The organism is Variovorax cryoconiti, assembly GCF_051216395.1.
In the GTDB taxonomy this organism is placed as follows: domain Bacteria; phylum Pseudomonadota; class Gammaproteobacteria; order Burkholderiales; family Burkholderiaceae_C; genus Variovorax.
Map to the genome: position 1 here is coordinate 355,624 of NZ_JBPJZI010000001.1, position 18,628 is coordinate 374,251.

The 18,628-nt window shown below is 66.0% G+C and carries 19 protein-coding genes; 8 read left to right on the forward strand and 11 right to left on the reverse strand.

Annotation, left to right across the window (positions count from 1 at the left end; all coding sequences use genetic code 11):
- Nucleotides 1-41 precede the first annotated feature (41 nt).
- From ACSFA2_RS01830 to ACSFA2_RS01855, 6 genes are all read right to left on the reverse strand, one after another.
- A complete protein-coding gene (locus tag ACSFA2_RS01830) occupies nt 42-1,568 on the reverse strand; it encodes a Fic family protein (protein ID WP_435453599.1) in 1,527 nt (508 codons plus the stop codon).
- Between the two features lie 148 nt (nt 1,569-1,716).
- Nucleotides 1,717-2,793 carry a tRNA 2-selenouridine(34) synthase MnmH gene (gene mnmH / locus ACSFA2_RS01835; protein ID WP_435453600.1) on the reverse strand — a complete coding sequence of 359 codons (1,077 nt, stop codon included), beginning with the start codon at nt 2,791-2,793 and terminating at the stop codon, nt 1,717-1,719.
- Entirely contained in the window at nt 2,786-3,583 is a 798-nt protein-coding gene (gene phnE, locus ACSFA2_RS01840; RefSeq protein WP_435453601.1) for a phosphonate ABC transporter, permease protein PhnE, read from the reverse strand. Before phnE ends, mnmH begins: the two co-directional genes overlap by 8 nt.
- Nucleotides 3,580-4,410, reverse strand: coding sequence for a PhnE/PtxC family ABC transporter permease (locus ACSFA2_RS01845; protein ID WP_435453602.1), 831 nt, complete (start codon nt 4,408-4,410; stop codon nt 3,580-3,582). The genes phnE and ACSFA2_RS01845 overlap by 4 nt, the downstream gene beginning before the upstream one ends.
- Nucleotides 4,407-5,228: a phosphonate ABC transporter ATP-binding protein gene (locus ACSFA2_RS01850; RefSeq protein WP_435453603.1), complete on the reverse strand. Its 822-nt coding sequence runs from the start codon at nt 5,226-5,228 to the stop codon at nt 4,407-4,409. The genes ACSFA2_RS01845 and ACSFA2_RS01850 overlap by 4 nt, the downstream gene beginning before the upstream one ends.
- A 7-nt stretch (nt 5,229-5,235) precedes the next feature.
- Entirely contained in the window at nt 5,236-6,093 is an 858-nt protein-coding gene (locus ACSFA2_RS01855) for a putative selenate ABC transporter substrate-binding protein (RefSeq protein ID WP_435453604.1), read from the reverse strand.
- An 87-nt stretch (nt 6,094-6,180) separates the two neighbouring features.
- Between ACSFA2_RS01855 and selD the strand changes: the two genes are divergently transcribed.
- Nucleotides 6,181-7,257: a selenide, water dikinase SelD gene (gene selD, locus ACSFA2_RS01860; RefSeq protein ID WP_435453605.1), complete on the forward strand. Its 1,077-nt coding sequence runs from the start codon at nt 6,181-6,183 to the stop codon at nt 7,255-7,257.
- A gap of 112 nt (nt 7,258-7,369) precedes the next feature.
- On the opposite strand, the gene ACSFA2_RS01865 is transcribed toward selD, so the two are convergent.
- The 4 genes from ACSFA2_RS01865 to ACSFA2_RS01880 form a co-directional block, all read right to left on the reverse strand.
- Complete coding sequence (locus ACSFA2_RS01865) at nt 7,370-7,855, reverse strand: GNAT family N-acetyltransferase (protein ID WP_435453606.1); 486 nt, start codon at nt 7,853-7,855, stop codon at nt 7,370-7,372.
- Between the two features lie 148 nt (nt 7,856-8,003).
- Nucleotides 8,004-8,846 (reverse strand): hypothetical protein, encoded by an 843-nt coding sequence (locus ACSFA2_RS01870; RefSeq protein ID WP_435453607.1) that lies wholly within the window; start codon nt 8,844-8,846, stop codon nt 8,004-8,006.
- Nucleotides 8,847-8,944: 98 nt separating this feature from the next.
- Nucleotides 8,945-9,544, reverse strand: coding sequence for a hypothetical protein (locus ACSFA2_RS01875; RefSeq protein ID WP_435453608.1), 600 nt, complete (start codon nt 9,542-9,544; stop codon nt 8,945-8,947).
- A gap of 188 nt (nt 9,545-9,732) precedes the next feature.
- Nucleotides 9,733-10,404 (reverse strand): hypothetical protein, encoded by a 672-nt coding sequence (locus ACSFA2_RS01880; RefSeq protein WP_435453609.1) that lies wholly within the window; start codon nt 10,402-10,404, stop codon nt 9,733-9,735.
- A gap of 841 nt (nt 10,405-11,245) precedes the next feature.
- Here ACSFA2_RS01880 and ACSFA2_RS01885 point away from each other — a divergent pair.
- From ACSFA2_RS01885 to ACSFA2_RS01895, 3 genes are all read left to right on the forward strand, one after another.
- Nucleotides 11,246-11,491 carry a type II toxin-antitoxin system Phd/YefM family antitoxin gene (locus tag ACSFA2_RS01885; RefSeq protein WP_435453610.1) on the forward strand — a complete coding sequence of 82 codons (246 nt, stop codon included), beginning with the start codon at nt 11,246-11,248 and terminating at the stop codon, nt 11,489-11,491.
- Nucleotides 11,491-11,751, forward strand: coding sequence for a Txe/YoeB family addiction module toxin (locus ACSFA2_RS01890; protein WP_435453611.1), 261 nt, complete (start codon nt 11,491-11,493; stop codon nt 11,749-11,751). The genes ACSFA2_RS01885 and ACSFA2_RS01890 overlap by 1 nt, the downstream gene beginning before the upstream one ends.
- Before the next feature lie 87 nt (nt 11,752-11,838).
- Nucleotides 11,839-14,355, forward strand: coding sequence for an ABC transporter permease (locus tag ACSFA2_RS01895; protein ID WP_435453612.1), 2,517 nt, complete (start codon nt 11,839-11,841; stop codon nt 14,353-14,355).
- Between the two features lie 18 nt (nt 14,356-14,373).
- Here ACSFA2_RS01895 and ACSFA2_RS01900 read toward each other — a convergent pair whose 3' ends face one another.
- Nucleotides 14,374-15,474 (reverse strand): substrate-binding domain-containing protein, encoded by a 1,101-nt coding sequence (locus ACSFA2_RS01900; protein WP_435453613.1) that lies wholly within the window; start codon nt 15,472-15,474, stop codon nt 14,374-14,376.
- Between the two features lie 115 nt (nt 15,475-15,589).
- On the opposite strand from ACSFA2_RS01900, the gene ACSFA2_RS01905 reads away from it, so the two are divergent.
- From ACSFA2_RS01905 to ACSFA2_RS01920, 4 genes are read left to right on the forward strand one after another with little or no spacing between them, the layout of a single operon-like run.
- Nucleotides 15,590-16,330, forward strand: coding sequence for an ABC transporter permease (locus tag ACSFA2_RS01905; protein ID WP_435453614.1), 741 nt, complete (start codon nt 15,590-15,592; stop codon nt 16,328-16,330).
- On the forward strand, nt 16,327-17,034 hold the full coding sequence (locus ACSFA2_RS01910) for an ABC transporter ATP-binding protein (RefSeq protein ID WP_435453615.1): 708 nt from the start codon (nt 16,327-16,329) through the stop codon (nt 17,032-17,034). Before ACSFA2_RS01905 ends, ACSFA2_RS01910 begins: the two co-directional genes overlap by 4 nt.
- A complete protein-coding gene (locus tag ACSFA2_RS01915; protein WP_435453616.1) occupies nt 17,031-17,882 on the forward strand; it encodes an ABC transporter substrate-binding protein in 852 nt (283 codons plus the stop codon). The genes ACSFA2_RS01910 and ACSFA2_RS01915 overlap by 4 nt, the downstream gene beginning before the upstream one ends.
- The gene (locus tag ACSFA2_RS01920; RefSeq protein ID WP_435453617.1) at nt 17,882-18,628 is read left to right on the forward strand and encodes an extracellular solute-binding protein; all 747 of its coding nucleotides are present in this window, start codon (nt 17,882-17,884) and stop codon (nt 18,626-18,628) included. Before ACSFA2_RS01915 ends, ACSFA2_RS01920 begins: the two co-directional genes overlap by 1 nt.

An 18,628-nucleotide genomic window follows, 5' to 3' on the forward strand; every position in this document is an offset into this window, starting at 1 on the left:
AATTCATCTACGAAGACGGCTCTGATCGGAAAAGCATCTACTCAAGCCTGCCCGTCGATGTACGCCGCAAAGTGTTCGTTGACAGTCGCCTCCACCCTGGCCAACTGCTCGGCGGAGAGCCCATCGGCCAATTTGCGCTTGCGATGGGACAACCTGCCGTTGCCCTGCACGATGACGTCGATGAGCGTGTTCAGCTGGGACTGCCGCATGTCCAACCAGGATTCGAGCGCCTTGACGGTCTCGTCGTGCGCGCGCAGATAGACCACCTCTGACAGGAGGTCCTCTTCAACGCAGAGCTTGCAGCACTCCAGGATGAATTCGCAGACCTCGGTCGCATCGAAGTAGGCGTAGAGCCACCGTGGCTGAGCCGACTTGACCACGATGGTGCCGCTCTCGCTGTCGAGCATGTACGCCAGCAACTCCGTGCGCGGGCGGGAGTAGCTTTTGAGCAGCGTGGCGTAGCGCTCCAGTTGGCTGAGCATGCGGGACGACAAAGGCAGCACGACGCCGGCCGGCGTGAAGCCGGACTGCCGGAGCACGTGGTGCAGCAAGAAGCGATGCAGCCGGCCGTTCCCGTCCAGGAACGGGTGCACGTACACCAGCCCGAACGAAGCGCAGGCGGCGGCCAGGACAGGGTCGAGCGACCCGGTCGACCCAGCTGCTGCGACCGCCGCGATGTCCGCCATCATCGGGTCGACCAAGTCCGCAGGCGGCGGGATGAAGTCCGCGATGTTGCGCAGCCGCCCGGCACGGGACAGCCAGTTCTGTGTGGGTCGGTACTGATACTCCGCGGCCAGCGCGCTGACGATCTGGTTTTGCCAGTTGCACAGCTGCTCTTCATTCAGGGCGCCAGGCTCACCTGCTGATTCCAGTAATTTCCGGAACCGGGCCGCACGGTGGTTGTCCGGGATTTCGTTCTCGATGTTGTAGGTCGAGCGGGTTTCGGACAGGTAGAGGTAGTCGACCGCTCGTGCAAGCAGTTCGGGCTCGATGCTGCGCATGGCCAGCTTGACCTTCTCGGCAAGGTCTTCTTCGAGCAGGGCCGTCAACTTGGGTGTACGCCGCACCAGGGGGCTGAACGACAGCCCTCCCAGGACGTTGTTGATGACGCCGAACTTGGGGTCCGGCACGCCTGGACCGGTGACGAACTCCGCCTCGGCAAGCAGGGGGACTCGCGGACTGCCGGGCGGGAGGGTGTACTTGAACTGGTGGCCACTGAGCCACGTTGCCAGGTGCCCGGCGGTGCGCGAGTAGCGAGAGCTCGGCTTGTCGTCGAGCCATGCCTGCACGGCGCCCAGCGCTTCCTCTCGCTCGAAAAGGGCGCCGAGAACCGTGAGGTTCAAAGACTCTCTCTTGAGTGCAAACGTCAGCTGGCCGACCAATGAGTCAACGTCGGTCAGGCGCTGACGCGGCAACTCGATCAGCTCGCTTCCGTCCGGCGTGTGCGTGTGCTTTTCCACCGTGCGCTCTGTGGTCGCGAAGATGCGCTGCAGCGCAGGGACGCGCAGGTTGAATCGACGGATGAGGCCTTCGTATCCCAGGAACACCCGAGTGGTTGCGACGGTCATGGTGGAGGCAGACGGGCCTTGGAAAATGTCTACAGATCAAAAAAAGTATCTACATTTTTCCATCGGCATAAAAAAATGTCTACTTTTTGAGGGTGATCGGTTCGAACACATCGCATGATGTTGTCCGGGCAGCAAGCGGTGCCTATCGTCAAGCCAGCGCCGGCAATCCCCGAATCGCCTCCGCCACCGCATCGATCCCCTCGGCCGTCAGATCCTGCGCCGCCACCCGATCGCGCTCCGGCCAGGCCGCGAAGTGCCGCGCCTGTGACCGTTCGTAGTGCGGGTCGTAGTGCAGCGCCATCAGCTCGGCGAACAGCGGCGGCAGGTCGCCGGCCTCGGCCCAGGCCTGCCAGCGCTGCACGGTTTCCTTTCCCTGCATTTCCTTGAGCCGGCCCAGCGTCTCGGCCAGCGCGTGTCGGTCGTCGGCCAGGTAGGCGTAGTCGCGCAGCAGGAAGGCGAGCCGCGCCTCGGGCGTCGCCTCGACCTCGATGCAGTGCGCCGCGCGCATGCGCGTCACCAGCGGCACCGGCAGCGCGATGCGGCCGATGCGCGCGCTCTCGCCTTCGATGTACAGCGGGCGCGACAGGTCGAGGTTTTCGAGCACGGTCGCGATCAGCGTCTCGAAGCGCTTCTGCGAGGGCTGCGCCACGCCGGGCAGGCCACCCAGCAGCGAGCCCTTGTGGCTCGCGCAATGTTCCAGGTCGAGCACCTGCTCGCCGCGCGCGGCCAGCGCTTCGAGCACCCGCGTCTTGGCGCTGCCCGTGGCGCCGCAGATCACCTTCAGCTGCAGCCGTGGCACGACCGTCTCGATGATCTCCAGCACATGATGGCGAAAGGCCTTGTAGCCGCTCGCGAGCTGGCGGGCGTCCCAGCCGACCAGGCGCATCCAGTTGACCATCGAGCCGCTGCGCAGCCCGCCGCGCCAGCAATAGACCATCGGCCGCCAGTCGGCGGGCTTGTCGGCCCACTGCTCGCGCAGGTGGCGCGCGAGGTTGGCCGCGACCATCGCACCGCCCACGCGGCGGGCCTCGAAGGCGCCGGTCTGTTTGTAGAGGGTGCCGACGATGCGGCGCTCCTCGTCGTCGAGCACCGGGCAGTTGACGGCGCCGGGGATGTGGTCGAGCGCGAACTCGGCCGGCGAGCGCGCGTCAATGATGGTGTCGAAGTCGTGCCGGTCGGTGACGCGGGTCGGCTGGCGGCGATGGTTGTTGTTGTCTTCAGGCATAGGCAGGCCCCAGTGTGCGCCGCAGCCGGCCGCTGGCGAAGTCGACGAGCATGACGAGCGCGAACATGGCGATCAGCACTGTCATGGCCTGCGGCTGCTGGAAGATCGACAGATGAAAGTACAGCAGCTGGCCCAGCCCGCCGCCACCGACGAAGCCCAGCACCGCTGCCATGCGGATGTTCATTTCCCAACGGTAGAGCGTGTAGGCCAGCCACTGCGGCAGCACCAGCGGCAGGCTGCCGTAGGCAAAGGCCGCGACCGCGCCCGACCCGCTGTGCCGCAGCGCCTGTTCGGGCTCGCGCGGTGCGTTCTCCAGGCTCTCGGCGAAGAGCCGGCCCAGCACGCCCGTGGTGTGCAGCGACAAGGCCAGCGCCCCCGCGAAGGGGCCGATGCCCGCGGCCAGCACCATCAGCGCGGCCCAGACCAGCTCGGGCACGCTGCGCAGCAGGTTCAGCACGAAGCGCGACGCCTGCCGCGCCACGACACCGCCGCGGCCCGATGCCGGCAGCGCCAGCACCGCGCCGGCCGCCGCAGCCAGCAGTGAGCCGAGCGCGGAGACGGCCAGTGTCTGCAAGGCGCCCCAAGCCGTCTTGGCGACGAAGCCGGCCGACAGGTCGGGCGGGAAGAACTCGGCGATGAAGGTGCCCATGAAGCCCAACGACTCGCGCGTGAACAGCGCGCGGTAGTCGATGGCGAGGTAGGTGAAGCTCGCGACGACGGCCGCGAGCACGCCGCCGAGCACGGCCCAGCAACGCAGGCAGGGTGGTGGCACTGCAGGCATGGCGTTCATGCGAGCAACTTTCTCAGCGCATTGCTCAGCGCATCCGCCAGCAGCACCAGCGACAGGAACACCAAGAGGATGCTGCTGGCCTCGCCGCCGTTGAGCATCTTCATCGACTGGTCCATCAACTGGCCCAGCCCGCCGGCGCCGACGAAGCCCATCACCACCGATGCGCGCACCGCGCATTCCCAGCGGTACACGGTGTACGAGACAAGCTCTTGCGCACAGTTCGGCAGCAGCCCGTAGCAGAGCGCGGCGAACCGGCTGCTGCCCGCTTCGAGCAGCGCGCGCGAGGGGCGCGTGTCCGTCGACTCCAGCACCTCGGCGTACACCTTGCCCAGCATGCCGCCGTAGGTGATGGCCAGCGCCAGCACGCCCGCGGCGGGGCCGAGGCCCAGCGCGCGCACGAAGATCAGCGCCCACACGATCTCGGGGATGGCGCGCAGCACCATCAGCACGCTGCGCGCGGCCTGCCGCACCACGCCCGCCCGCACGCGGCCCGGCCCCGGGCCGATGCGCGACACCGACAGCGCCCGCGTCGTGACGAAGGCCAGCGGCGCGCCGATGACGAAGGCGAGCGCCGTGCCGGCCGTGGCCATGGCCAGCGTTTCGAGCGTGGCCTTGAGCAGCAGCGCGAGGAATTCCGGCGCCGTCGCGGGCGGCAGGAAGGCACCGAGAAAGCCGCCGATGACCTGCAGGTTGCCCGATGCGAACAGCGCCGCCGGGTTGAACTCGGCCAGCCTCAGCATCGGCCAGGCGATGACCAGCGCCGCCAGCCCGCCGACCAGGCGGCGCCGCGCGGCCGGGTCGCGCAGGGGGGCGCTCGTGGGGCTCACAGGCAGTCCGGCCGCGGCACCGCCGCCGCGGCGGCGCGCACGGGCAATGCATCCGCCGCGCCCTGCATCGGCAGCGCGCCTTCGCTCGCATACAGCGCCGTCAGCATCTGAGGCGTGACCTCGCCCACCGGCGCGTCGAACATCACCTGCCCGTCACGCATGCCGACGATGCGCGGAAACCAGCGCAACGCCAGGTCGACCGCGTGCAGCGAGGCCACCAGCGTCGCACCGGTCGATTCGCTCTGCGCCACCAGCTGCTGCAGCGTGGCGTCGGCCAGCGTCGGGTCGAGCGCCGACACCGGCTCGTCGGCCAGCAGCAGGCGCGGCCGTTGGTACAGCGCGCGCGCAATACCCACGCGCTGCAGCTGCCCGCCCGAGAGGCGGTCGCAGCGGTCGAACAGGCGGTCTTCCATCGCGACGCGCGACAACGCGGCGTGCGCGCCCGCGATGTCCGACGGATGCAGCAGCGACGACAGCGCCCGCAGCGCCGACCATTCGCCGAGCCGCCCCGACAGCACGGCCGTCACCACGCGCAGCCGCGGCGCGATCGGCGGGCTCTGGTGCACCGTGCCGATCTGTGCGCGCAGCTTGCGCAGCGCAGGGCCGCCGAGCTGCCACGGTGCCGTGTCGAGCAGCGTCGCCGTGCCCTCGCTCGGCCGCAGTGCGGCGCCGAGCACGCGCAGCAGCGTCGTCTTGCCGGCGCCCGACGGCCCGATGACCGCGAGCCGTTCGCCCGCGCGCGCCGCCAGTATCACGCCCTGCAGCGCGCGGTGCCCGTTGGGGTGCACCAGGCCGACGGCGGCCAGCGAGAAGCTCATCCGCGGATTACTTGATGAGGCCGGCCGACTTGCCCGCCGTCTCGATGCCGTCGTAGTTCGACGACTTGGTCGGGATGAACTTGCTCGCGCGCTGCAGCGCCATGATTTCCTTGTCCGCCGGGTTGGCCGGGTCGAGCTTGAGGAAGGCGTCGGTCAGCTTCTTCTGCAGGGCCGGGTCCATGCCGGGGCGCACCGTCCAGTTGTAGTCGTAGTAGGTCGGCGTGGTCGCCAGCACGCGCACCTTGGCGGCGTTGGGGTTCTTCGACTCGACCAGCTTGTCCCACACCGACGCGTTGAGCACGCCCGCTTCGGCGCGCGATGCGGCCACGAAGGCCACGGTGGCATCGTGCGCACCCGAGAACGCGACCGTCTTGAAGTCCTTCTCGGGGTCGATGCCCGCCTGCATCAGGAAGTAGCGCGGCATCAGGCTGCCCGAGGTGGAGGAGGGCGCGCCGAAGGCGAAGGTCTTGCCCTTCAGGTCGGCCAGCGTCTTGGCGGTGCTGTCGATCGGCACGATGAACTTGCTGGTGAACACCTCGTCTTCGGCCCGCTGCACGATCGGCACCGCGCCGCCGGTGGTGCGGATGCGCGCCTGCACGTAGGTGAAGCCGCCCAGCCAGGCCAGGTCGATCTTGTTCGTCGCCAGGCCCTCGACCACGGCGGCGTAGTCGGTCACGGGCGTGAACTGCACGTCCATGCCGGTTTCCTTCTTCAGGTACTCGCCCAGCGGCGCGAACTTGCGCTGCAGCTCGGTCGGCGCCTCGTCGGGGATGGCCGACACGCGCAACACCTTGCCCTGTGCGGAGGCGCCGAGCGCGGCGAAGGAAAGGGACAACGCGAGCGTCAGTCGGAGGATCGTTTTCATGGGGGTGTGCCTCGGAGGCGTGCGGACAAGGAAGGGCGCCATTGTAGAAACCGGCGCTATGGCGCGATGACTTCGATAATCCACCGCATGAACCCCACGCCCATGAACCCGCTCGCGCCGCTGCGCCTCACCAGTTTTTCGCACGGTGGCGGCTGCGGCTGCAAGATCGCGCCCGGCGTGCTGTCGGAGATCCTGAAGAACAGCGGAATTGGAGGTAACGGCCTCATCCCGCCCGAGCTGATGGTCGGCATCGAGACCGCCGACGACGCGGCCGTCTACCGGTTGAACGACAGCCAGGCGCTCATCGCCACCACCGACTTCTTCATGCCGATCGTGGACGACCCCTACGAGTTCGGCCGCATCGCCGCCACCAACGCCATCAGTGATGTGTACGCCATGGGCGGCAAGCCCATCATGGCGCTGGCCCTGGTCGCGATGCCCATCAACCAGCTACCCATCGAAGTCATCGGCGACATCGTGCGCGGCGGCCAGGACGTGTGCCGCGCCGCCGGCATTCCCATCGCGGGCGGCCACACCATCGACTCCGTCGAACCCATCTACGGCCTCGTCGTGATGGGCCTGGTGCACCCCGACCGCGTGCGCCGCAACGCGGGCGCGAAGGCCGGCGACGTGCTCATCCTCGGCAAGCCCCTCGGCGTCGGCGTGCTGTCGGCCGCGCTGAAAAAGGAACAACTGAGCGAGGCCGGCTACCGGCAACTGATCGACACCACCACGAAGCTCAACACCCCCGGCATCGCGCTGGCGCAGCTCGACGGCGTACACGCCCTGACCGATGTCACCGGCTTCGGCCTGGCCGGCCATGCGCTGGAACTGGCGCGCGGTGCGGGGCTGACCGCCGTGATCGAGTGGTCGAAGGTGCCGTTGTTGGACGGCGTGGAAGCGATGGTCGCCGAAGGATTCGTGACCGGGGCTTCGGGGCGGAACTGGGCGGGGTATGGGGCCGATGTCGAGCTGGCTGAAGGATTGCCGGAGACGGCGAAGAGTCTGTTGAGCGATCCGCAGACTTCGGGGGGGCTGTTGGTGAGTTGCGCTGCTGAGGCTGTCGATTCGGTGCGGGAGACGTTCCGGCGTGAGGGGTTTGGGGACGCGCGGGTGATTGGGCGCGCGGAAGCAGGAGTGCCGGGTCTGACAGTGCTGCGTTGAATGGAGTCGCCAGGCACTCGAACTCGGCTTCAGTCCGGTTGCCGCCGATCACGAAGCGTTCCCGACAACCGTCTCTTCTGCTGCAAGAGCGGCCATCGAAGAAGGGCAAGCATCATTCGGGTACTTTCAGTTGGTAGAACCGTGTTGACGCTGCAACTCGTGGGAACGTCGCAGGCAGTGCGCTCTCCGGTATGCGGGTGAAGCCGTTCTTCTCGTAGAACCGATGCGCTGCGAGATAGCGTTCTGTCGTCCCGAGAAAGATGTTGGACAACCTGCCTTTCGATGCATCGACGAGATGCCCCAGAAGCTGGCCGGCGACCGAGTATTCCTTGCCCCGATGCGTGGCTCTGACGAACATTTTTCGCAGGGCGCCATTGAGATTCCCGATATCGCGCAGTGCGATGGTTCCTACGACGCGTCCACCGTCGAGCGCGATCCAGAATCCGCCAGCGCCAGACTGATAGAAGTTTGGGATGTCCAACAGGTCGGGTTGGTTCTCGATAGCGGAGGGGAACCCGAACTCTTCCCGCTGAATGGGAAGAATGACGTCGATGACATCGGCTTGAAAGGTACTGGAGAACGGTGCGATTTCGATCATGCTGTGAGATCTCGCTACGACATCAAACGCCCAAGGTAAGCGGCGCTGGAGCACCGAAGTTGCGTAGGGCACCAACAAGGGCCATGAGAATGCCGAAGGCATGGCCCTTGTTGCCGTCCGCTTGAACGACCAGTTAGGCAGTGGTGCACTATTTAGCCTCCATCCAAGATGCTGACGTTACACCCTTCTCTGAAACAGAAAGCCAGCGGCTAAAAACATCAGATTGCTGTTCAGTAATTTCGACGTTGCCCTGGGGAAAGACCTCTGCCATTCGCGTGATGGTTCGCGCCAAAAATGCAAGACTGTATTGAACTGGCATTGAGCTTAGATGCAACGCTTCCGGGGTGCCAGCTTTAAATTCAAGTAGTTGATGAACGGCCATTGGCAATGTATGAACGTACTGGGAAAGCATCATGGTTGCGGCAACATGGTAGTCATGGTTTACGCCGTTGGCCTTGTTCAATTCCCTTTGTGACAGCAGGTAGGACGGAGCATCACCGCTACGGATTCGCTTTTGATACCCAAGATTGATGTTCGGAAACCAGGGATGCTGTTCGGCTTCCTTTTGGAGTTCATCGGCTTTATTGTGGATATCGCGAGCTCTCGGATCATGGGAATTAATTGAGTTGAGCATGCTTGATCGTCTCTGTTGGTCATGGAGCTTCCATACGAGAAGGCGGAAGGAGCGTTCCTCTTCTGAAATGTTGGCAAGAGCAATGTATTCGAGGACGTCATGAGCCTCGATGATGCACCTTGCAACAGCGCATGCAGAGGGCATGTCCCACAACTGTTGTCCTTGCGATTGATCGAGTTGTGGCGAGAGCCTATGAAGGCTGATTGCATGACACAAGAGCTTTGTGAAGATGGGATCGGCGTATGAGCAATGGTGGTGTTCAGGCTCAATGCCCACCAAGTGCAAGGAAACTTGTTTCCCAAGTTCAATGAAAATTTCTAGCTCACCGAGAATTTCTCTGTATCTTGTCACCTCCACTTCGCTCTCCCGTAGTTGCTTAACGTAGAGCTGACCGGCGCTGCGCGGCTTTATCGCCCAGCCTCCAGAGAGCGAAGCGACCGGGGTTGAGCGCCGGGTTAGCCTTCTGGCACATATCCGGGGAGTTGATAGAAGGTCGCTTTTCTACCGAACGCGGGATAGTCAATTTGGAAAGGTGCGCCCGCTTGAAAGAGAACTGGATCGGGATTGAGACGGGCATTCTGACTTTCGTCTCGATAGAAGAAGAGCAGCAGGACAAAAAGGCCAGCGACAGCATTTAATGCGTTCTTCAAGGACGCATCGGAGAAATTAGTGTGACGACGATGTTTGACGTCGTTATATGCAGCCCACCAGAAAGGCTTGGCGCCGTTAGCCCATTGTTCCCACGGTTGAAGCACAAGGCCAAATCTTGGGATCAGGATCAAAGCGCCCGTGAGTGCCGGATAGGCCGGCTGAATAATTGCTTGATACTTGGAAATATTGTCTGCCTGGGTCGTGCCAGTGAGCTTTGTGCATAGCTGCTTTGCAACGACATCAACCTCAGAGGCCGCGGATGAAAGGATTTTAGCAAGCTCAAGAGAGTATGAACCGAAATTGTCCTTTGTGAACTCGATATAGCGAGACAACCGGACGACATCATCCTCAAGGGCGAGAAAGTAGTTCCAGTGTTGAGGTGTTGGTTCTTCGTGTTTGCCCATGTCATTCTCCGATCGAGAAGGCTAACGCCAAAGTTGAGGGGCAATGACGCGAAGCATTATTGTCCCTTGAACGACCAGTTAGGCTAGGGCGCGAAGGCAGGGTGTTGCACTTCAACTGTGAGACTACGCTGGGGGGCGAAGGTACTGTGTTCCAACTGAATATGGTGCCTGATCTGGTGAACATAAGCCTAAAGGCTCACATAAAGCAGATAGAAGCCAAGATCTTGGGTACCGGGCTCTGCTTCCTGCGTCCGCTCTGAACGTTCCTCGTTTCGTGAGTGCTTCGTGTGCAGCTGTTCGCGAACCTTTGAATAAATTGCAGCAATCTCCCGCTGCGCAGACGCAGCGTCCTCAACACGCTTACCAACTTCGCAATAGAGAAGGGACTCGAAGAAGTGTCCCCATCGCATGGCGTCGCGCACTTTCTTGTAGGGGGTGTGTGCGGCCGGATTGTCGTACCAGACGTTGTAGTTGGTTGCCTCGTTGGGGCGCCAGAACATGCAGTGGTCAAGCGCTTTTGACCTAGATGCCCTGTCAACGAATGTAGGAAGGCAATAGAAGATCTCTGGACTAGCCTGAATAAGTTCAAACTGCCCTTTAGGTTTATGGAGTGTCCATTTGAGGCGGTCCGGCGCGAGCCTGCCAGTAGCAAGCTTCGCTTGCTTAAATTGCAGCCCCACGAGCTTGCCTGCCGTGATTAGGATCTCGTCTGCTGGCCATTTCGCCTCAATTTCTGGCGACACCGCCCAAATTGAGTACCGATAACCAACAGAGGTCAAGTAGCTTTCAATCCCACTGACGATCCAAGCTTCGTACTCCCGTTCCAGTGGGTGTGCATGCCTAACTTGAAGTAGTTTCATATGCAGAAGATGAGCGGCCTAACGTTTGACTTAAGCGGCTGGCCGTAGGCCAGTCCGCTTGAAGGAAGGGTTAGGCGCCGGCGCGTTCACTTCCTCACCCTTGGTTGCCTGTCGCTGCATTGCAGCTCAAGATAAGGTCTTACTAGCAGCAATCCGTCTCGAGACAACTTGTCAGATTTCCAGTACTCCTGATAGAACTCTACGATCAACAAAGAGACTTCGCAGTACTCGGGATAGTTCTTCAACTCATACATCGTGCTAACAGCGACTGTAGATGAAGGGGCTTGCGTACCAAATCTTGCAATGAGCGCATGGTAGTTCTCGAATCTCTGCTGTTTGAGTTTTTGATCTTCAATCCTGACAAACTGATATGCGGACAAGGCCAAGCTAAGCAATGGAACTATCGCGCCCACGCCACCTACGACAGCCAGTATCTTCTTGTAGTTCTCGGTCAACCATCGCAACATAGTCTGACTCCTTAGTGCATGTTCTCGGCGCCTAACTTGGTTATATGCAGACAGGATTGCTGCATAACACAGTACGTGTTTGCATAACAACGCACCGTTGACTGACTGGGAAGCCGCATGCAGACCGCGTTGGGCGTCATGATTTGTGTTTGCGCGGTACTAAAGGTCCGCAAAAAGCGGCACTCCTGTCGCGATCAAATGTGCCTTACTTGCGGTCAAGCGTGCAAGCGCGCCGGGGCAATCTGTTTGAGGGCGGGTCCGCCTATTTCTACTGCGCCCGCCTGGCCGGCAGGGGCGCCAGAACCGGTCGACGAGCATTTTTGGGCATTGACGTAACGTGCGGTTTTACGTACGCTTTGGTTTTCGGAGTGACCATGACCCCCCCCATTACCGCCAGTGAAGCCCGCGCCAGCCTGTATCGGTTGATTGATCAGGCCCACGAGTCGCATCAGCCCATCCTGATCTCCGGCAAACGCAGCAGCGCGGTGCTGGTGTCCGCAGATGACTGGCAGTCGATTCAGGAGACCTTGTATCTGCTGTCGGTCCCCGGCATGCGGGAGTCCATCCAGGAAGGCCGGGTGGAGCCCTTGGGCAAGAGCGCGAAGAAGCTCGATTGGTGATGTGGAGCGTCGTTTATGCAAAGCATGCGGTCAAGGACGCCGGCAAGCTTGCATCGGTCGGTTTGAAGGGTAAAGCCCAGGCGCTCCTCGACGTTCTGGCGGTCGACCCTTTCCAGAACCCGCCGCCCTACGAAAAGTTGGTGGGTGACCTCGACGGCACCTACTCCCGGCGGATCAACATCCAGCACCGGCTCGTCTATGAAGTCTTCAAGAAGGAGCGCACTGTGCGCGTCCTTCGCATGTGGAGCCACTACGAGTAAATAGGCGGCGAAAAGCTGAGGGCCGCGACGACCCTGTCTTCCCCCCATGAGATAGCCGCCTACCCCGCCTCAGCTATCGTCCACCCCATGACTTCCTCCCTCCGCCTCGGTTGGCGCACCCTCTGGCGCGATCTGCGTGCCGGCGAGCTGCGGCTTCTCATCGTCGCCGTGCTGCTCGCGGTGGCCGCGCTCACGGCCGTCGGCTTCTTCGCCGATCGGCTCAAGGGTGGGCTGCAGCGCGATGCGCGGCAATTGCTGGGGGGCGACGCGGTGCTGGCCAGCGACAACCCGACGCCGCCGGCCTTCGTCGAGCGGGCTCGGTCGCTGGGCCTGGAGACCACGTCGACCTACGGCTTCCCGACCATGGCCCGCGCCTCCGACGCGCAGGGCGGGGCGAGCAAGCTGGTGTCGCTGAAGGCGGTGACCGCCGGCTACCCGCTGCGCGGCAGCGTGCAGGTCGCGACGATGGCCGACGGCCCCGGCCAGGCCACGCGCGACGTGCCGGCGCCGGGCGAGACCTGGGTCGATGCGTCGCTGCTCGAATCGCTGGGCCTGAAGGTCGGCGACACGCTGCTGCTGGGCGACACCGGGCTGCGCGTGTCGCGCGTGATCACGCTGGAGCCGGACCGGGGCGGCGGCTTCGCGAGCTTCTCGCCGCGCGTGATGCTCAACCAGGCCGACGTGGCGCGCACCGGGCTCGTGCAGCCGGCCAGCCGGGTCAACTACCGCTTCGCCGTGGCCGGCAACGAGCGGGCGGTGAAGAACTTCAGCGACTGGGCCGATGCCTCGCTCAAGCGGGGCGAGCTGCGCGGCGCGCGGCTCGAATCCTTCGAGAGCGGCCGGCCGGAGATGCGCCAGACGCTCGACCGCGCCGAGAAATTCCTCAACTTGGTGGCGCTGCTCGCGGCGCTGCTGAGCGCCGTGGCGGTGGCGCTGGCGGCGCGCGGCTTCGCGGCCAGCCACCTCGACGATTGCGCCATGCTGCGCGTGCTGGGCCAGAGCCAGCGCACCATCGCCGGCGCCTACGCCTTCGAGTTCTTCATCGTCGGGCTGGTGGCGAGCGGGCTGGGCGTGGCGATCGGCTTCGGCGTGCACTACGCCTTCGTGCTGCTGCTGGCCGGCCTGGTCGAAACGGCGCTGCCGGCGCCCACGCTGTGGCCGGTGGCCTTCGGGCTGGGCATGGGGCTGGTGCTGCTGTTCACCTTCGGTCTGCCACCCGTGCTGCAGCTAGCGCGCGTGCCGCCGCTGCGCGTGATCCGCCGCGATGTCGGTGGGCTCAAGCCGGCGTCGCTCGCGGTGCTGGGCATCGGTGCGCTGGGCTTCGTGGCGATGCTGCTGGCGGCCAGCAGCGATCTGAAGCTGGGGCTGATCGCGGTCGGCGGTTTCGCCGGCGCGGTGGCGGTGTTCGCGTCGCTGAGCTGGGTCGCGGTGAAGGTGCTGCGCCGCAGCGTCAACGAGACGACGGCGCCGCGCTGGCTGGTGCTGGCCACGCGGCAGATCTCGGCGCGGCCGGTGTACGCGGTGGTGCAGGTCAGCGCGCTGGCGGTCGGCCTGCTGGCCCTGGTGCTGCTGGTGCTGTTGCGCACCGACCTGGTGTCGAGCTGGCGCCGCGCGACGCCGCCCGATGCGCCCAACCGCTTCGTCATCAACGTGATGCCCGACCAGAGCCAGGCCTTCCAGAAGTCGCTGCGCGATGGCGGTGTGCAGAAGTTCGACTGGTACCCCATGATCCGCGGCCGCCTGGTCGCCATCAACGACAAGCCCGTCTCGCCCGACGACTACGCCGACGACCGCGCCAAGCGCCTGGTCGACCGCGAGTTCAACCTGAGCAACAGCGCAGAGGCACCGCCGCACAACGGCATCGTTGCGGGCGCGTGGAAGGTCGACGCACCGGGCGAGGTGAGCGTGGAAGACGGCCTGGCAGAGACACTGGGCCTCAAGCTCGGCGACACGCTGCGCTTCGACATCGGCGGCATCCAGAACGACGCGCGCATCACCTCGCTGCGCAAGGTCGATTGGGGTTCGCTGCACGCCAACTTCTTCGTGATGTACACGGTGGCGGAGTTGCCCGACGTGCCGGTGACCTACATGGGCGCCTTCCGCGCACCCGAGACCAAGGGCTTCGACAACGCGCTGGTGCGCGCCTACCCGAACGTGACCAACGTCGACATGAGCGCGACCATCGGCCAGGTGCAGCGGGTGCTCGACCAGGTGATCCGCGCGGTGGAGTTCCTGTTCGGCTTCACGCTGGCGGCTGGCCTGGTGGTGCTGTTCGCGGCGGTCACGGCCACGCGCGAGGAGCGTGCCCGCGAGTTCGCGGTGATGCGTGCGGTCGGCGCGCGTGCGTCGCTGCTGCGGCAGGTGCAGCGCGCCGAGCTGGTGGGCGTCGGCCTGCTGGCGGGCTTCCTGGCGAGCATCGCCGCGTCGGCCATCGGCTGGGGACTGGCGCGCTACGTGTTCGACTTCACCTGGACGGCATCGCTGTGGGTGCCGGTCGCGGGCGCGCTGGCCGGCGCGGTGCTGGCGCTGGCAGCGGGCTGGTGGGGGCTGCGCGAGGTGCTGCGCCGGCCGGTGGTCGCGACGCTGCGGCAAGCCGCGGAATAGGCGTGAGTCCGCCGCGCCTCACGCGGCGGGCTTGCGGTCCTTGAAGGTCCACCACGGCAGCAGCGCGCTCAGCGACTGCACCTCGCCGCTCGCCACGCTCTCGTAGCCCGGCAGCGTGCCCAGCTGGTGCTGCCACTGCGCACCACGCAACACGGTCAGCAGTGCCTTGAGGGCCGGTTGCTTCAGCGCGTCCTTCAGGCAGGCGAGGTGGTAGCGCTCCTGAACCAGCGGCACGAAGCCCAGGCCCGCTTCGCGCGCGGCTGATTCGAGGCCGAGGCCCGCTTCCGCTTCGCCCGAGGCCACCGCATGCGCGACGGCCGCATGCGAGGGCTCGATGCGGTCGTGGCCCTCCACGTCTTCGGCCGACAGCGACGCGCCGGCCAGCAATTCGTCGAACAGCAGGCGCGTGCCGGTACCGATGGCGCGGTTCACGTAGCGGGCGCGGCGCTGCACCACGTCGCCCAGCGTGCGCAGCGCCAGCGGGTTGCCGGCGGTCACGATCAGCCCCTGCGTTCGCCGCGCGAAGCCGATCAGCTTGTGCTGCCCCGGCTTGAGCAGCGGCTGGTAGGTGCGCTGCGCCAGCGAGCCGCGCGGCGGCTGCTCCAGCGTGTGGAAGCCCGCCATCACGCAGCGGCCCTGGTTGAGCGCGCGGATGGCGTCCACGCTGCCGGTGAACTGGATGTCGAGCTGCAGCCGCGCGCCGGCGGCCTGGGTGCGCAGCAGGGTCAGCGCGTCGTCGTGGCTGGCCTGCAGGCTCAGCACATGCGTGCGCGGATCGAAGGCGACCGCGAAGGCGCGTTCGAGCTCGGCGTGCAGCGCCTCGATCTGCGGGGCCAGCCGCGCCTGCGCCTGGCGCTCCGCCCACAGCAGCTTGTCGCCGAACGCCGAGAGGTGCGCGCGCTGGCCCTGCTCGCTCATCACCAGCGCGTGGCCCAGCGTCTCTTCCCAGCGCTTGAGCTCGCCCCACACATGGCGGTACGACAGGCCGACCGCGCGCGCCGCCGCCGAGATCGAGCCGTGGTCGCGCACGGCCTGCAGCAGCGTCATCAACGGGTTGCGCACCATGGCGCGGCCGCTGCGGCGCGGCGCGATGGCGTAGGAAAGTTCGATGGCGTGCACGAGGGAAGAGAAGAGAGGAGGGCGTGTCGTTCTGCGGCGCGATTATGCGCATCCACCTATGCAAAGGCGTGCATAGGTTGGCGGTTGCGCAATCCGATACTCGCCCCGCACCACGATGAACACATTCACCGACAGCGTCACCGCCGCTGCGCACCTGATCGCGTCCGCCGATCCGGTGTTGCTCGCCATCGTCGGCCGCTCGCTGGCCGTCAGCGCGAGCGCCTGCGTGCTCGCCTGCGGCTTCGGCCTGCTGCTGGGCGCGTGGCTCGCCGTGGTGCGCTTCAAGGGGCGCGCCGTCGTGCTGGCGGTGCTCAACACCTTCCTCGCGCTGCCGTCGGTGGTGGTGGGCCTGGTCATCTACCTGCTGCTGTCGCGCTCGGGGCCGCTCGGCTTCCTGGGATGGCTCTTCTCGTTCAAGGCCATGGTGCTGGCGCAGACGGTGCTGGTGCTGCCGATGGTCACCGCGCTCACGCGCCAGGTCATCGAAGACGCCGACCGCGGGCACGGCGAGCAGCTGCGCTCGCTCGGCGCCAGGCCACTGCTGCGTTCGCTGCTGATCGCCGCCGACGAACGCTACGCGCTGATCACCGTGCTGATCGCCGCCTTCGGCCGCGCCGTGTCGGAGGTGGGCGCGGTGATGGTGGTGGGCGGCAACATCGACGGCTTCACCCGCGTCATGACCACGGCCATCGCGCTGGAGACCAGCAAGGGCGACCTGCCGCTGGCGGTGGCGCTGGGCATCGTGCTGCTGCTGGTGGTGCTGGTGCTCAACCTCGCCATCGCTGCGCTGCGCGGCTGGCGCGAACGCGCCGACGGCGGCGTGGCCGAGGCGATGCGCGGGGGGCAAATCGCATGAGCGAGATGCGGCCGGGCGAAACGCTCTTCGCCTTGCACGACGTCGAGGTGCGCTTCGGCCATGTGCTGGCGTTGCGCGGCGCGACGCTGTCGATCGGCCAGGGCGAGCGCGTCGCCCTGATCGGCGCTAACGGCAGCGGCAAGAGCACGCTGCTGCGCCTGCTGCACGGCCTGGTGCCGCATGCCTCGGGCGCGATGCTGCGGCGCGCGCCGCGTTCGCGCCAGGCGATGCTGTTCCAGCGGCCGCACATGCTGCGCGCGAGCGTGGCGACCAATGTGGCGCTCGCGCTGTGGCTGCGCGGCGGTGGCTGGCGCGCGGCGCGCCAGGGGGCGCACGAGGCCCTCGGTCGCGTCGGCATGAGCGACCTCGCTGCGCGCAACGCACGCACGCTGTCGGGCGGCCAGCAGCAGCGGCTCGCGCTCGCGCGTGCCTGGGCGCTGCACCCGGACGTGCTGCTGCTCGACGAGCCGACGGCCAGCCTCGACCCCACCGCCAAGCGCGAGGTCGAGGCGCTCATCGCCGAGGCCGCCGCCGGCCGCACGCTGGTCTTCGCCAGCCACAACCTCGGGCAGGTCAAGCGGCTCGCCACGCGCGTCGTCTACCTCGAGCAAGGGCGCGTGGTGGCCGACCTGCCCGTGCACGATTTCTTTCACGGGCCCCTGCCGGAAGAGGCCCACCTGTTCGTCAAAGGAGAACTCGCATGACCTTGAAATTCCTCCAGCGCGCGCTGCGCCCCGTGGCTGCCGCCGTGGCGTTCGTGTCCTTCGTCTCTTTCGGTGCCGCGGCCCAGGCCGGCACCCTCACCATGGCCTCGACCACGTCGACCGAGCAGTCGGGCCTGTTCTCGCATCTGCTGCCGGCCTTCAAGCAGGCGACCGGCGTCGACACCAAGGTCGTGGCCGTGGGCACCGGCCAGGCCATCGACATGGCCCGGCGCGGCGATGCCGACGTGCTCTTCGTGCACGACACCGCGGCCGAGGAGAAGTTCGTCGCCGAAGGCTTCGCGGCCCAGCGGCTGCCCGTCATGTACAACGACTTCGTGCTGATCGGGCCGAAGAACGATCCGGCGGGCGTGAAGGGCAACGACATCGTCGCGGCGCTCAAGAAGATCGCGGCCGCGAACGGCCCCTTCGTCTCGCGCGGCGACAAGAGCGGCACCGATGCCGCCGAGCGCCGCCTCTGGACGCAGACCGGCGTGGCCGACGCTGTACAGCCGGTGCCCAACGACAGGAAGGGCGGCGGCTACAAGGAATGCGGCTGCGGCATGGGCCCGGCGCTGAACATCGCGGCGTCGAACGGCAGCTACGTGCTGGCCGACCGCGGCACCTGGCTGAGCTTCAAGAACCGGGCCGACCTGGCGGTGGTGGTCGAGGGCGACAAGCGGCTCTTCAACCAGTACGGCGTGATGGTGGTGAGCCCGACCAAATTCCCCAACCTCAACAGCACCGACGCGCAGAAGTTCGTCGACTGGGTGACGTCGCCGGCCGGGCAGTCCACCATCGCGAGCTACAAGATCGGCGGCGAGCAGCTGTTCTTCCCGAACGCCAAGTGATGCAGCCCGCGGCGGGCGCGATCACCGTGTTCGCCGCCGGCAGCCTGCGCGCGCCGTTCACGCAGGCGGCGCGAGCCTTCGAGGCCGAAGCCCCTGGCCTTCGCATCGACTTCGTCTTCGGCGCCTCCGGCCTGCTGCGCGAGCGCATCGCCGGCGGCGAGCGGGCCGACGTGTTCGCGTCGGCCAACCTCGCGCATCCACAGGCCTTGAGCGACGCGCACGGGTACGGGCCGACCCACGTCTTTGCCCGCAACGCGCTCTGCGCCCTGGTGCGGCCGGGCCTGGCCGTGACGCCCGAGACGCTGGTGCAGGCCATGCTCGATCCGGCCGTGCGCCTTGGTACCTCGACGCCGGGGTCCGACCCGTCGGGCGACTACGCCGTCGAGTGCTTCCAGCGCTTCGAGCAGTGCGGTGCCGCACCGGCCGGCGCGCTGGCGGCCAAGGCCCTGCGCCTCACCGGCGCGCCCGGCGTGCCCAAGCCGGCAGGCGAGGGCAACGTCTACGGACGTCTGGTGGCCAGCGGCGCGGCCGACATCTTCATCACGTACCGCACCAATGCCGTGATCGCGGTGGCCGAGCGGCCGGGCCTGCGCCAGGTCGAGATCGATCCGCGCTTCAACGTCGGCGCCGCCTATGGCCTGACGGTGTGCGGCGACGCACCGCCGGCCGCGCAGCGCTTCGCGGACGCGTTGTGCGATGGCGCCGGGCAGGCGGCGCTGCGCGATGCCGGCTTCCAGCCGCCTTGA

Coding starts and splice junctions, on each gene's coding strand:
- ACSFA2_RS01890 (WP_435453611.1), top strand. CDS start 11,491: ATGTGGAGCGTCGTTTATGCAAAGCATGCGGTCAAGGACGCCGGCAAG.
- ACSFA2_RS01885 (WP_435453610.1), top strand. CDS start 11,246: ATGACCCCCCCCATTACCGCCAGTGAAGCCCGCGCCAGCCTGTATCGG.
- ACSFA2_RS01905 (WP_435453614.1), top strand. CDS start 15,590: ATGAACACATTCACCGACAGCGTCACCGCCGCTGCGCACCTGATCGCG.
- ACSFA2_RS01910 (WP_435453615.1), top strand. CDS start 16,327: ATGAGCGAGATGCGGCCGGGCGAAACGCTCTTCGCCTTGCACGACGTC.
- ACSFA2_RS01850 (WP_435453603.1), bottom strand. CDS start 5,228: ATGAGCTTCTCGCTGGCCGCCGTCGGCCTGGTGCACCCCAACGGGCAC.
- mnmH (WP_435453600.1), bottom strand. CDS start 2,793: ATGCCTGAAGACAACAACAACCATCGCCGCCAGCCGACCCGCGTCACC.
- ACSFA2_RS01865 (WP_435453606.1), bottom strand. CDS start 7,855: ATGATCGAAATCGCACCGTTCTCCAGTACCTTTCAAGCCGATGTCATC.
- ACSFA2_RS01875 (WP_435453608.1), bottom strand. CDS start 9,544: ATGGGCAAACACGAAGAACCAACACCTCAACACTGGAACTACTTTCTC.
- ACSFA2_RS01855 (WP_435453604.1), bottom strand. CDS start 6,093: ATGAAAACGATCCTCCGACTGACGCTCGCGTTGTCCCTTTCCTTCGCC.
- selD (WP_435453605.1), top strand. CDS start 6,181: ATGAACCCCACGCCCATGAACCCGCTCGCGCCGCTGCGCCTCACCAGT.
- ACSFA2_RS01830 (WP_435453599.1), bottom strand. CDS start 1,568: ATGACCGTCGCAACCACTCGGGTGTTCCTGGGATACGAAGGCCTCATC.
- phnE (WP_435453601.1), bottom strand. CDS start 3,583: ATGAACGCCATGCCTGCAGTGCCACCACCCTGCCTGCGTTGCTGGGCC.
- ACSFA2_RS01920 (WP_435453617.1), top strand. CDS start 17,882: ATGCAGCCCGCGGCGGGCGCGATCACCGTGTTCGCCGCCGGCAGCCTG.
- ACSFA2_RS01895 (WP_435453612.1), top strand. CDS start 11,839: ATGACTTCCTCCCTCCGCCTCGGTTGGCGCACCCTCTGGCGCGATCTG.
- ACSFA2_RS01915 (WP_435453616.1), top strand. CDS start 17,031: ATGACCTTGAAATTCCTCCAGCGCGCGCTGCGCCCCGTGGCTGCCGCC.
- ACSFA2_RS01880 (WP_435453609.1), bottom strand. CDS start 10,404: ATGAAACTACTTCAAGTTAGGCATGCACACCCACTGGAACGGGAGTAC.